Source organism: Streptomyces minutiscleroticus, from assembly GCF_014650875.1.
Taxonomy (GTDB): Bacteria; Actinomycetota; Actinomycetes; order Streptomycetales; family Streptomycetaceae; genus Streptomyces; species Streptomyces minutiscleroticus.
Genome location: NZ_BMVU01000030.1, coordinates 11,754 through 24,663, shown reverse-complemented (window position 1 = coordinate 24,663; position 12,910 = coordinate 11,754). Strand labels below are relative to the sequence as shown.

Annotated in this window: 12 protein-coding genes; 7 read left to right on the top strand and 5 right to left on the bottom strand. The window is 72.5% G+C overall.

The genetic code is table 11. The annotated features are described in order from the left end of the window. Positions 1 to 4 precede the first annotated feature (4 nt). The 7 genes from IE271_RS25535 (at position 5) to IE271_RS25510 (ending at position 6,700) form a co-directional block, all read left to right on the top strand. Positions 5 to 1,027 (top strand): ABC transporter substrate-binding protein, encoded by a 1,023-nt coding sequence (locus IE271_RS25535; RefSeq protein ID WP_190192773.1) that lies wholly within the window; start codon positions 5 to 7, stop codon positions 1,025 to 1,027. A gap of 224 nt (positions 1,028 to 1,251) precedes the next feature. After that, positions 1,252 to 1,668, top strand: coding sequence for a GNAT family N-acetyltransferase (locus tag IE271_RS44020; RefSeq protein WP_373308831.1), 417 nt, complete (start codon positions 1,252 to 1,254; stop codon positions 1,666 to 1,668). Positions 1,669 to 1,700: 32 nt separating this feature from the next. Then, complete coding sequence (locus IE271_RS44015; RefSeq protein ID WP_351280599.1) at positions 1,701 to 1,814, top strand: putative leader peptide; 114 nt, start codon at positions 1,701 to 1,703, stop codon at positions 1,812 to 1,814. Positions 1,815 to 1,894: 80 nt separating this feature from the next. After that, positions 1,895 to 3,106, top strand: a complete 1,212-nt coding sequence (locus IE271_RS25525) for an LLM class flavin-dependent oxidoreductase (RefSeq protein ID WP_190192771.1) — start codon at positions 1,895 to 1,897, stop codon at positions 3,104 to 3,106. A 21-nt stretch (positions 3,107 to 3,127) separates the two neighbouring features. Continuing rightward, positions 3,128 to 4,501, top strand: a complete 1,374-nt coding sequence (locus IE271_RS25520) for an NtaA/DmoA family FMN-dependent monooxygenase (RefSeq protein WP_190192770.1) — start codon at positions 3,128 to 3,130, stop codon at positions 4,499 to 4,501. Beyond that, positions 4,498 to 5,580, top strand: a complete 1,083-nt coding sequence (locus IE271_RS25515; RefSeq protein ID WP_190192769.1) for an LLM class flavin-dependent oxidoreductase — start codon at positions 4,498 to 4,500, stop codon at positions 5,578 to 5,580. Before IE271_RS25520 ends, IE271_RS25515 begins: the two co-directional genes overlap by 4 nt. Beyond that, positions 5,573 to 6,700 (top strand): LLM class flavin-dependent oxidoreductase, encoded by a 1,128-nt coding sequence (locus IE271_RS25510; RefSeq protein WP_190192768.1) that lies wholly within the window; start codon positions 5,573 to 5,575, stop codon positions 6,698 to 6,700. The genes IE271_RS25515 and IE271_RS25510 overlap by 8 nt, the downstream gene beginning before the upstream one ends. Positions 6,701 to 6,775: 75 nt before the next feature. Here the strand turns inward: IE271_RS25510 and IE271_RS25505 are convergent, their stop codons facing one another. From IE271_RS25505 to IE271_RS25485, 5 genes are all read right to left on the bottom strand, one after another. Continuing rightward, complete coding sequence (locus IE271_RS25505; protein ID WP_190192767.1) at positions 6,776 to 7,594, bottom strand: ABC transporter ATP-binding protein; 819 nt, start codon at positions 7,592 to 7,594, stop codon at positions 6,776 to 6,778. After that, complete coding sequence (locus IE271_RS25500; protein WP_190192766.1) at positions 7,581 to 8,633, bottom strand: taurine ABC transporter substrate-binding protein; 1,053 nt, start codon at positions 8,631 to 8,633, stop codon at positions 7,581 to 7,583. The genes IE271_RS25505 and IE271_RS25500 overlap by 14 nt, the downstream gene beginning before the upstream one ends. 36 nt (positions 8,634 to 8,669) lie before the next feature. Further along, on the bottom strand, positions 8,670 to 9,545 hold the full coding sequence (locus IE271_RS25495) for an ABC transporter permease (RefSeq protein ID WP_190192765.1): 876 nt from the start codon (positions 9,543 to 9,545) through the stop codon (positions 8,670 to 8,672). 704 nt (positions 9,546 to 10,249) lie between these two features. Then, positions 10,250 to 11,446, bottom strand: coding sequence for a homoserine O-acetyltransferase MetX (gene metX, locus IE271_RS25490; RefSeq protein WP_190192819.1), 1,197 nt, complete (start codon positions 11,444 to 11,446; stop codon positions 10,250 to 10,252). Next, the gene (locus tag IE271_RS25485) at positions 11,443 to 12,804 is read right to left on the bottom strand and encodes a bifunctional o-acetylhomoserine/o-acetylserine sulfhydrylase (protein ID WP_190192764.1); all 1,362 of its coding nucleotides are present in this window, start codon (positions 12,802 to 12,804) and stop codon (positions 11,443 to 11,445) included. Before IE271_RS25485 ends, metX begins: the two co-directional genes overlap by 4 nt. Positions 12,805 to 12,910: the final 106 nt, after the last annotated feature.

The following is a 12,910-nucleotide window of genomic DNA, read 5'->3' as shown; positions in this document are numbered from 1 at the left end:
ACTTGTGCGCAAGCTCCTCGCCGCCTCCCTCTGCCTGCTCGCGACCCTCACGGCCACCGGCTGCGGTGCCACCGTCGAACCGTCCGGGAGAACCGGAACCTCCGAGAGGGCCGGGACATCCGCGGTCACCCTCACCAACTGCGGCCGCGAGGTCACCTATGACAGGGTTCCGCAGCGTGTCGTCACCAACGACGTCGGCATCACCGAGCTGATGTTCGCCCTCGGTCTGGAGGACCGCATGGCCGGGTTCGCCATGCCCGACGACAAGGGCGACGTGGCCGACGTGCCGTGGAAGGACGGCTACGAGAAGGTGAGATGGCTCTCCAGGGACCGGCTGACCAAGGAGAACGTCCTGGACGCCCGGGCCGACCTCGTTTTTGCCGGCTGGAACTACGGATTCAGCGAGGACACCGGCCTCACCCCCGACGCCCTGGAGAAGCTCGGGATCCCCTCGTATCTGCTCACCGAGTCCTGCCGCAACGGTCGCACCGACACCTCGCGCGGCATCATGCCGCCCCTGGACGCCCTGTACACCGACCTCGCGAACCTGGGAAGGCTGTTCGGGGTCGAGGAGCGGGCGGACGCACTGATCGCCGACTTCGAGCAGCAGGTCGCCGACGTGCGGGCGAAGGCACCGCGGGGCGCCGACCGGCCCACCGTGTTCCTCTACGACAGCGGCGAGACACAGCCCTTCACCTCCGGCCGTTACGCCGCCCCCGACCAGATCATCAGCGAGGCCGGCGGGGTCAACGTCATGCACGACATCGAGGACTCCTGGACCACAGTCGGCTGGGAGAGCGTCGTCGAGCGTGACCCGGAGACCATTGTGATCTGCGACTACGGTGACGTGAGCGCCGAACGGAAGAAGGAGTTCCTCCTCTCGCACCCTCCGCTGCGCAACGTCTCGGCCGTCAGGCACCGGCGGATCCTCACCCTCGACTACGCCGACCTGGTCGAGAGCCCGCGCAACCCCTCGGCCGTCGCCGCCCTCGGTGCGTATCTGCGCGACGTGGCCGGCCAGGAGTGAGGCACTGCGGGCAGCGGCGAGGGCGGCGCCGTACGACCCCGGGGCCCGCCGTCGTCCCCCGCCACCGCAGGGGCGCCCGCCCGTCGCCGCCCTCGGTGTGCGCGACCGGACGGGCAGGGGGAGCCGGCCGCGAGCCGTTCGGACGTCCCGGTCCCGGCGAACCCGGACGGAATTTCACACGGCCGCAATGATGTAGCCCGCAACTACCTGCTAGACATGCTGGGGTGACCCCTCAGCGGCCGTCTCCGTGGCATCCTCGATCGACGTACGTGGTGGCGAAGCCCCGGCCGACCCGGGCACGCGCCTTCTGGACAGCGCGGTGCGGGCCGCACCGGTCGGCGAGCGAAGCGGGACGGGGTCCCTCGGCCGGAGGCCGGGGGAGGATCCGTCCGCTCGACCGGACGGGGACCAGCGCCGTCCGCACCGTCCCGGACCACCGAGGCCGCGGCCTCGCCGCGCGCCGCATCCGCGCGGTCGCGACGAGCACCCGCGCACGGGGCGGCGCTCCCCTCCCGCACGCCGCCGACGGCGACGCCAGGACAATGCGCCTGCACGAGTCCGTCGGCTTCCCCCCGCGACGCCGCTCGCCCGTCCGGCCCGTCCACGGCCCGGGAACACCGCGCGAAGCCGGAACGTTGTGACGCACGACGAGATCCGCCAGGCGCCGGCGCGCATGGCCCCGAGGACGGAGGTGGCGGACGTGACGCACACATTCCGCACCGTCCACCTCCACTCCCGGCCCCACATAGACCTCCAGCGCGTGGCCGGCGCGCTCTGTTGTTCCTGACCCGTTCCTTCACCGCCGTCGCCTCCTCCCGTGCGAGGGGCCGGCGTTCTTGTCACGGACTTCCAGGAAGGCACCCACTCGTGTCCTCGACACCTCCTTCTCCCCTGCACCTCGCCGTCGCCCTGGACGGCACCGGCTGGCATCCCGCCTCCTGGCGCGAGCCGGTGGCCCGCCCCCGAGACCTGTTCACCGCCGGATACTGGGCCGACCTGGTCGCCGAGGCCGAGCGCGGTCTGCTCGACTTCGTGACCGTCGAGGACGGCCTCGGCCCGCAGTCCTCCCACTTCCTCGACCCGGACGAGCGCACCGACCAGGTGCGCGGCCGCCTCGACGCCGTCCTCATCGCCTCCCGCGTTGCCCCGCTGACCCGGCACATAGGTCTGGTGCCGACGGTGGTCGCCACCCACACGGAGCCGTTCCACATCTCCAAGGCCATCGCCACCCTCGACTACGTCAGCGCCGGCCGCGCCGGCCTGCGCGTACAGATCACCGCCCGCCCGAACGAGGCCGCGCACTTCGGCCGCCGCACCGTCGCGCGCATCGAGGCCTACGACAGCCCGGCCGCCCAGGAGGTGGTGGCCGACCTGTTCGACGAGGCCGCCGACCACGTGGAGGTGGTGCGCCGCCTCTGGGACAGCTGGGAGGACGACGCCGAGATCCGGGACGCCGCCACCGGCCGCTTCATCGACCGCGACAAACTGCACTACATCGACTTCGAGGGCAGGTACTTCAGCGTCAGGGGCCCCTCCATCACACCCCGTCCGCCGCAGGGCCAGCCGATCGTCAGCGCCCTCGCCCACGACACCGTCCCGTACCGGCTCGTGGCCCGTGCCGCCGACATCGGCTACGTCACCCCGCACGACGCCGACGAGGCCCGCGCGATCGTCGCCGAGATCCGTGCCGAGCAGGAGACGGCCGGGCGAGCGGGCGAACCCCTGCATGTCTTCGGTGACGTGGTGGTCTTCCTGGACGACGACCCGGCTGCCGCGGAGGACCGGCGTGCGCGCCTGGACGCCCTCGCGGGGGAGCCGTACACCAGCGACGCCCGGATCTTCGCCGGTACGCCCGACCGACTCGCCGATCTGCTGCAGGAGTTGCACACCGCCGGGCTGACCGGCTTCCGGTTGCGCCCCGCCGTCGCGGGCCACGACCTCCCGGCGATCACCCGGGGGCTGGTCCCCGAACTGCAGCGCCGGGGCGCCTTCCGCCGCGCCTACGAGGCGGACACCCTGCGCGGCCTGCTGGGCCTGGCCCGCCCCGCCAACCGCTACGCAGCCGCAGCCACCGCCTGAGCCGGAGGGACGTCCACGACCATGAGCAAGCCGCTGAAGCAGATCCACCTGGCCGCCCACTTCCCCGGCGTCAACAACACCACCGTGTGGAGCGACCCGCGGGCCGGCAGCCACATCGAGTTCAGCTCCTTCGCGCACTTCGCGCAGACCGCCGAACGCGCCAGGTTCGACTTCCTGTTCCTCGCCGAGGGGCTCAGGCTCCGCGAGCAGGGCGGACAGATCTACGACCTGGACGTCGTCGGCCGCCCCGACACCTTCACCGTCCTGGCCGCACTCGCCGCCGTCACCGAGCACCTCGGCCTGACCGGCACCATCAACTCCACCTTCAACGAGCCCTACGAGGTGGCCCGCCAGTTCGCCAGCCTGGACCACCTCTCCGGCGGCCGCGCCGCCTGGAACGTCGTCACCTCCTGGGACGCCTTCACCGGCGAGAACTTCCGCCGCGGCGGCTTCTTGCCGCAGGAGGAGCGCTACTCCCGCGCCAAGGAGTTCCTGGCCACGGCGAACGAACTCTTCGACTCCTGGCGCGGCGACGAGATCCTCGCCGACCAGGCCACCGGCACCTTCCTGCGGGACGCCAAGGCGGGCGCCTTCGTCCACACCGGGCAGCACTTCGACATCCACGGGCGGTTCAACGTGCCGCGCTCCCCGCAGGGCCGCCCGGTGATCTTCCAGGCCGGCGACTCCGACGAGGGCCGGGAGTTCGCCGCGTCGAGCGCGGACGCGATCTTCAGCCGGTACGCCACCCTGAAGGAGGGCCAGGCCTTCTACACGGACGTCAAGAACCGCCTCGCCACGTACGGCCGCCGCCCCGACCAGCTGCTCATCCTGCCCGCCGCCACCTTCATCCTCGCCGACACCGACGCCGAGGCGGAGGAGCTGGCCAAGGTGGTGCGCCGCCAGCAGGTCAGCGGCGCCACCGCCCTCAAGCACCTGGAGTTCGTCTGGAACCGGGACCTGTCCTCCTACGACCCGGACGGGCCGCTCCCCGACATCGACCCGGACGTCAGCGGCCGGCACATCTCCCAGGGCCGCGCCCAGGTCCGCATGTACCGCGACCCGCTGGCCACCGCCCGCGAGTGGCGCGAGCTCGCCGCCGCGAACAACTGGTCGATCCGCGACCTGGTCATCGAGACCGGCAACCGGCAGAACTTCATCGGATCGGCGCGGACGATCGCCCGCACCATCAACGAGTTCGTGCAGGCCGACGCCAGTGACGGCTTCATCCTCGTCCCGCACATCACCCCGACCGGCCTCGACGCCTTCGCCGACCAGGTCGTCCCGCTCCTGCAGGAGCAGGGCGTGTTCCGCACGGAGTACGAGGGCCCGACCCTGCGCCACCACCTCGGCCTCGCGCACCCGGACGACGTCCGCGACGAGCGGGCGGCGTCATGAAGTTCCTCGCCATCACCCTGATCGTGCACCGCCCGGATCCGGTCACGGGCTTTCAGAAGTCGACCCACGACCGCTTCCGCGAGGTCCTCGACAGCGCCCTGCTCGCCGAGGAACTCGGCTTCGACGGCTTCGGCGTGGGGGAGCGGCACGAGCGGCCCTTCCTCTCCTCCTCGCCGACCGTCGTCCTCGGCCACGTCGCGGCCCTGACCCGACGCATCCGCCTCTTCACCGCCGTGACCACGCTCAGCCTCCTGGACCCGGTGCGCGCCTACGAGGACTACGCCACCCTCGACCACCTCTCCGAAGGACGGCTGGACCTGATCATCGGCAAGGGCAACGGCGCCGCCCAGCGCGAGCTGTTCCACGTCACGCCCGAGGACCAGTGGGACCGCAACGCCGAGAGCTACGAGGTGTTCCGGCAGATCTGGCGGCAGGACAAGGTGACCGCGGCCACCCGCTTCCGCCCTCCGCTGACGGACGCCGAGGTGTGGCCGCGGCCCTACCAGCAGCCCATCCGGGTCTGGCACGGCAGCGCCACCAGCAAGGAGTCGGTGGACCTGGCCGCCCGCCACGGCGATCCGCTGTTCTCCGCGAACGTCACCCACCCCGTCGAGCCGTACGCCGAGCTGATCCGGTACTACCGCGAGCGCTGGGAGCACTACGGCCACGACCCGGCGAGGATCGCGGTCGGCGCCGGTACGGCCGGGCTGCTCGCGACCCGCACCTCCCAGGAGGCGATCGAGGCGTACCGGCCGGTCTTCGAGTCGACTCTGGCGTTCCAGAAGCAGTCCGGCCTGCCGGTGGTCTTCGAGAGCGTGGAGGACTTCGCCGAGCGCAGCTCCGCCCTGATCGGCAGCCCGCAGCAGATCATCGACAAGGTGCACCGCTACCACGAGCGGTTCGGGCACACCGTGCTCCACCTGCACGCGGACGCGAACGGGCTGCCGGACTCCCGGCACCGCGCCTCCCTCGAGCTCTTCCAGGCCGAGGTCGCTCCCGTGCTGCGCCGTGAGATCCCGGACCCGCCCTTCGCCTGGGGACCGGTCCTGCCCGTCACCGAGGAGCCCGCCCATGTCTGACATCCCCCTCGGCGTCCTCGACCTGGTGCCGATACCGTCCGGCTCGACGGCCGCCGACGCCCTGCGCAACTCCATCGACCTGGCACAGCACGCCGAGCGCTTCGGGTACGCCCGGTACTGGTTCGCCGAGCACCACCTCAACCCGGGGGTCGCGGGCACGTCCCCCGCGGTCGTCCTCGCGCTGACCGCCTCCGCCACCTCCACCATCAGGCTCGGCTCCGGCGCGGTACAGCTCGGCCACCGCACCGCGCTCAGCACCGTCGAGGAGTTCGGCCTGATCGACGCCCTGCACCCCGGCCGCTTCGACCTCGGCCTGGGCCGCTCGGGCGGCCGTCCGCCGGGACGACCCACCGCGGCCCCCGCGACCGCGACGCCCGTCGTGGACGGCCGGGCCCCGAACGGCCTCCTGATCCCGCCGCGCTTCTCCTTCGAGCGCCTCCTCGACTCGCCCCGGATCGCCCTGCAGCGCAAGCTGCTCCTGCTGCCCGGTGCCGAGTCGCAGGACTACGCCGAGCAGATCGACGACATCCTCGCCCTGCTGGCCGGCGCCTACCGGTCCCCGGAGGGCGTCGAGGCGCACGTCGTGCCGGGCGAGGGCGCCGACGTCGAGGTGTGGATCCTGGGCAGCAGCGGCGGCCCGAGCGCCGAGGTCGCGGGTGCGCGGGGTCTGCGGTTCGCCGCGAACTACCACGTGAGCCCGGCCACGGTGCTGGAGGCCGTGGACGGCTACCGGGCCTTCTTCCAGCCCTCCGACGTCCTCGGCAAGCCCTACGTCGGCGTCTCGGCCGACGTGGTCGTGGCGGAGGACGACGAGACGGCCCGCGAGCTGGCCACCGGCTACGCGGCATGGGTGCGCAGCATCCGCACCGCCGAGGGCGCCATCGAGTTCCCCACGCCGCAGCAGGCCCGGGCCCTGGAGTGGAGCGAGCAGGACACGGACCTGGTGCGGGACCGCGTGGACACGCAGTTCGTCGGCTCACCGGGGCGCGTGGCCGACGGCCTGGAGCAGCTCCAGGAGGCGACCGGCGCCGACGAGCTGCTCATCACGACCATCACCCACGACCACACCGACCGGGTGAGGTCGTACGAGCTGCTCGCGCGGGAGTGGAACCGCAGGTGAGGGGAGCGCCCGCCCCCGCGCAGCGTGGACCGCTGCGGGCCCGCTCACCCGTGTGTCCGTTCCCGCGTACCGGGATCAGGTCGCCGCGGCGGCCTTGACGGCGTGGGAGACCTGCGCGCGCAGCTCGGCGAACTCGCGGGAGCCGCGCAGTTCCTCGGCGTCGACGTCGCCGCGGGGCAGGCTGATCGGCAGGTCCAGGGCCACGGTCCCCGGGCTCCTGGTCAGCACGACGATGCGGGAGCCGAGGAAGACCGCCTCGTCCGCCGAGTGCGTCACGAACACCGTGGTCCGGCCGGTGAGGTCGGTCACCCGGCGGACGTCCTCCTGGAGCCGCTCCCGGGTCAGCGCGTCCAGCGCCGCGAACGGCTCGTCGAGCAGGAGGAGCGGGTTCTCGGCGGCGAGCGCCCGGGCGATGGCGACGCGCTGCTGCTGGCCGCCGGAGATCTCCCAGACGCGTCGCCTCTCGGTGCCGTCCAGGCCGACCCGGGCCAGCAGCTCCGCACGGCGCTCGGGCCACCGGGCGCGCTCGACACCCGCGTACCGCAGCGCCAGGTCGATGTTGCCCCGCACGGTCCGCCACGGGAACAGCCGCGGCGTCTGGAACACCACGCCGGCCGTTTCACCGGGCCGCGGCTCGGCGCCACAGACCCGCACCGAGCCGTGCGTGGGCCGTTCGAACCCGGCGATCAGCCGCAGCAGGGTGCTCTTGCCGCAGCCGGAGGCGCCCACCAGGACCAGGCACTCCCCGGCCGGGACGGTCAGGTCGAGCGGACCGACGGCGGTGAAGGTCTCGCCGCCCCGGCCGTAGCGGTGGGTGACGTGGTCGATGCGGACCGACCCGGATCGTGCGGTGCCCGCCCCTTGCACGGTCCCGGTGATCTCACTTGAGGACATCGGACAGCCCCTTCAGGTAGAACGCCTCACGCACGACGTCCTCGGACGGTGCGGCGTCGATCTGCTTCTGGTCGGCCAGGAACCGGGCGGTGTCGGTGACGTAGGTGAGCAGTTCGCCCGGGCCACCCTCGGTGCCCAGCCAGTCGGCCGAGACCACCTGCTCCGGGGTGAGGAACACCCCCTGCGCGAGCTGCGCCTCGGCGTCCGCGGCGCTGATGCCGAGTTCGGCCGCGACGGTCTCGACCGAGCCGTCGCGGTCGGACTCGAGCAGGCGCAGGGCCTCGGCCTGCGCCGTGCGCCAGGCGTCGATCGCCTGCGGGTCCCCGGCGATCAGGTCGTCCGACACGACGGCCAGGTCGAGGGTCGGTCTGCCCGCGGCGCCGATCTCCTTGCTGCTGGTGAGCTGGGTGCCGGTCGTGCGCAGCTCGTCCAGGGTCGGCAGCCAGACGTAGGCGGCGTCGATGTCGCCCCGCTGCCAGGCGGCGAGGATCGGCTGCGGCTGCAGGTCGATGAGCTCGACGTCGGACGGCTTCAGGCCGGCTGTCCCCAGCGCCGCCAGCAGGCTGTAGTGCGAGGTGGAGGCGAAGGGGGTGGCGATCTTCTTGCCCTTGAGCCCGGCGACGTCGGAGATGCCGGTGGCCCTGCGCGCCACGAGGGCCTCGTTCTCGCCCGCGACGTCGAGGATCCACGCGACCTTGTACGGGATGGGCGAGCTGCCGGACACCCCGCGGGCGAACGGGCTGGAGCCCAGCGCGGCGATGTCGAGGGACTTGCCCAGGAAGGCCTGGTTGACGCCGGCCCCGGAGTCGAACTTGATCCAGGTGATCTTGTAGTCCGGCAGCGCCTTCTCCAGCAGCTTTCTGTTCTTCACGAGCAGGTCGCCGCTGGGGAAGGCGAAGTAGCCGATGCGCAGCCGCTTGGAGCCGCCGGACGAGGACGCCTCACCGTCCGAGGAGCAGCCGGTGACGGCCGCGGACAGGGCGGCCAGGGCGCCGGTGAGGAGGAGACGGCGGGAGGGGCCTTGCAGGGGACGGGACATGGCGGAGCCGTTTCTGTGCGGAGGGGAGGAAGGGTGCTACGCGTGACCGCGCCACGGCACGGCCGTGCGTTCCAGCCGCAGCAGCAGGCCGTCGATGATCAGGCCGGAGACGCCGATGGCGATGATGCCGACCAGCACCACGGGGGTGTTGTTGTAGTTGGCGGCGTCCTTGACCATGCCGCCGATGCCGGGCAGGCCGTTGACCAGTTCGGCGGCGACGAGCGAGGAGTAGGCCACACCCACGGCGAGCCGGACCCCGGTGAGCGTCTGCGGCAGAGCGGACGGCACGACGACGTCCCTGACGACGTCCCACCGCGACGCGCCGAGCGCACGGGCGGCCTCGACCAGACTCTTCGGCACGGCCACGACGGCCGTGGTGGTGGACACCGCCACGGGCGGGAAGGCGGCCACGGCCAACAGGGTGACCTTCGGCTCCTCGTTGATGCCCAGCCAGATGACGAGCAGCGAGAAGTACGCCAGCGGCGGCAGCGTCCGCAGGAAGGTGATCCAGGGCTCGAACAGCGAGCGCACCCAGCCGACGGTGCCCATGAGCAGCCCGGACAACACTCCGAGCGCGATGCCGATACCGGCTCCGAGCGCGATGCGCCGCAGGCTGATGCCCAGGTGCTCGACGAGGTAGGTGCCGTTGTAGCCGCGTACGCCGTCGTGCGTCGTGGACACGTTGACGAACGCGTCCCACACCTTGGCGGGCGACGGCACCAGCGTCTCGCTCCACGTCCCGCTCGCCGCCAGCAGCTGCCACAGGACGAGGAACAGCAGGAGGGAGCCGAACGGCAGCGCGACATGGCGCACGCGCGCCCACACGCCCCGCGCCGGCGAGCGGGGTTCGGGCGGCACGCCAATAGATGACGGTGCGTCACCTGGGGTGGGAAGAACAGGGGTTGTGGACATGCGTCGTCCTCCTTGGGCGCCGGGACGTGAGCTGCTGCCGTCGGCCGGCGGGGGTGGCCGGACCCGAGCGACAGCGATGCCGAACGAAGAGGAGAGGGAGCACCCCTGCGGCAGGGGCGCGGCAACCGCCCTCGTGCGGGTGACATCACCGCACGGCAGGGCGCGTAAGAGCAGAGCTCAGATCAGCGACAACACGAACCCGGGCGTCGGCACAGGTCGATGACCAGGTGTCGCACCAAGGGCTCGGACATCATGAGGCCCATTTCTACAGCAGCCGCAGCGCCGCACCAACTGCTGTCCACTCCCTGGAACACAGGAGGCGGCGGGCAGGCCGGCGTCGACGAAGGTGCCGGTGCCGGTGGAGGAGTCCCGGACGGTCACATGCACTCCCACGGAATACGGAACCGGTGGTCGAAGGGGCACGGGGCAAAGACGGGAAGGCCGGGTTCAGGGGCCGACGGGGAACGGATCGCCCCAGCTCCGGGCGGAGAAGGTCTCCGCCACGGGACGCCGCTCACGGGCGGCGGTCTCGCGGTCTCGTCGGTGAGCGTGTGCGTGGCGTCGAACGAGCGGGGACTCCAGCGTCCGGCGAGCAGCGGGTGGACGGTCACGGCTGAGTTCGCGGTGCGAGGCGACATGCGTGCTGCCCTTCTTCGATGGATGGGGCGCCTTCTTCCCGGTGCCTGCCGGTGGCCGGGAACCCGTCAGGGGAGCGGACGGTGACGTCTCGGCTCCGGTGCCGGTGGTGAGGAGTCCCTGTGGACGAGCTCGCCCACGAGCGCGGCGACCTGCTCCACCTCGATCAGGAAACCGTCGTGGCCGTAGGGGGAGTCGATGAGCCGTAGGTGATCCGCCGAGGCGATGCCCGCCGCCAGCTCCGCTTGCTGGGACGGCGGGTAGAGGCGGTCGGAGCCGACGCCGGCCACGAGGGTGCGGGCGGTCACCCGGCGCAGGGCGGCGCGCACGCCGCCGCGACCGCGGCCGATGTCGTGGTTGTTCATGGCCTCGGACAGGACCACGTAACTGCCCGCGTCGAACCGGCGCACCAGCTTGGCGGCATGGTGGTCGAGGTAGGACTCGACCTGGTACCTGCCGCCGTGCCACGGATCCTCCGTCCCTTGCGGCTCGCGGCCGAAGCGCAGCTGGAGTTCCGGCTCGCTGCGGTACGTGACGTGGGCGATCCGCCGGGCCAGGCCGAGTCCGGCGTGCGGGCCCCGGCCGGTGTCGTGGTAGTGGCCGCCGTGCCAGTGCGGGTCGGAGCGGACGGCGTGCAGCTGGACGCCGGCCCAGGCGATCTGTTCGGCGCTCGCCGCGGCGGTCGTGGCGAGCAGCAGCAGCGCGTCCGTGCGCTCCGGATACGACACGGCCCACTCCAGCGCCCGCATCCCGCCCATCGAGCCGCCCACGATCAGGGCCCAGCGGTCTATGCCCAGCGCGTCGGCGAGACCGGCCTCGGCGGCGACCTGGTCGCGCTGGGTCAGGAACGGGAAGTCGCCGCCCCAGTACGGTCCGCCGGGGCGTGGGGAGGACGGGCCGGTGCTGCCCTGACAGCCGCCCAGGACGTTCGGGGCGACGACGAACCACCGGTCCGTGTCGAGCGCCAGCCCGGGACCGACGAGTCCGTCCCACCAGCCGGGGGTGGGATGGCCCGGCCCGGCAGGGCCGGCGACATGGCTGTCGCCGGTGAGGGCGTGCAGTACCAGCACGGCGTTGGAGCGGTCCGGGGCGAGCCGCCCCCAGGTCTCGAAGGCGAGCCGCACGCCGGGCAGTTCGCCACCCGCCTCCAGCGTGAGGGGCCTTCCCCGCTCGTACCACTGGCGACGCCCGGGCGGGTCCCCCTCCCGCCAGGCCCCGGAGGCCGGCGGGAGGGGGACCTCGGACGGCGTCGGTACGGTGTTCAGGACGCGCCCTTCGCCGCGCGGAACCCGGCCTCCAGATCCGCCTTGAGGTCGGCGAGGTTCTCGATGCCGACCGAGAGGCGCACCAGGCCGGGCGAGGCGCCGGTGGCCGCCAGCTGTTCCTCGTCGAGCTGGCTGTGGGTGGTGGAGGCCGGGTGGATGATGAGGCTGCGTACGTCGCCGATGTTGGCGAGATGGCTGAACAGCTCGACGGCGTCCACGAACCGCTTGCCGGCCTCGATGCCGTCCCGCAGCTCGAAGGAGACGATGGCGCCCGCGCCGCGCGGGAGGTACTTCCGCCCGGCCTCGTACCAGCGGCTGGAGGCGAGACCCGGGTAGTGGACGGCGGCGACCTCGTCGCGCTGCTCCAGCCACTCGGCCAGCGCCAGCGCGTTCGCGGAGTGCCGCTCGATGCGCAGGCTGAGCGTCTCCACGCCCTGCAGGAGCAGGAAGGCGGAGTGCGGGGAGAGGGCCGGACCGAGGTCGCGCAGCAGCTGCACCCGCAGCTTGACGGCGTACGCGCCCGGGCCGAGCGCCGGCCAGTACCGCAGGCCGTGGTAGCTCGGGTCGGGCTCGGTGAAGTCGGGGAACCGGTCGGCGTGCGCCCCGAAGTCGAAGGTGCCGCCGTCGACGACGACCCCCGCGACGGCCGTGCCGTGCCCGCCCAGGAACTTGGTCGCCGAGTGCACGACGATGTCCGCGCCGTGCTCGATCGGCCGCAGCAGGTAGGGCGTCGGCACGGTGTTGTCCACGATCAGCGGCACGCCCGCTTCGTGGGCGACGTCCGCGACCGCCCGCACGTCGAGGACGTTGCCGCGGGGGTTGCCCAGGGTCTCCGCGAACAGTGCCTTGGTGTTCGGCCGGATCGCCGACCGCCACGCCTCGGCGTCGTCCGGGTCGTCCACGAAGGACACCTCGATGCCGAACTTCGGCAGCGTGTGCCGGAACAGGTTGTACGTACCGCCGTACAGAGAGGCGCTGGAGACGATGTGGTCGCCGGCGCTCGCCAGCGCGAGGACCGCCAGGGTCTCCGCCGCCTGCCCGGAGGACAGCGCCACGGCCGCGACCCCGCCCTCCAGGGCGGCGACGCGCTGCTCGAAGACGTCCTGGGTGGGGTTGTGGATGCGGGTGTAGATGTTGCCGGGCTCGGCCAGGGAGAACAGGTCGGCGGCGTGCTGGGTGTCGCGGAACACGAACGACGTCGTCTGGTAGATCGGCGTCGCCCGCGCCCCGGTCGTCGGGTCGGGCGCGGCACCGGCGTGGACCTGCCTGGTCTCGAAGGACCAGGCGGAGGTGCCGGGCCCGGCCGCCTCGTCGTCGGGGGTGTGGCCGGCGGTGACGGAGTCGATGGGCTGGCTCATGGTGGTGCTCCCTTGCGCGGAGGGGGAGGGCAGGCGTGAAGGGACCGCAGAGCCGCGCGCCCCGCCCCGGTACGGGTGCGAAGGCCAGCGCGATGCAGTGGGAAAG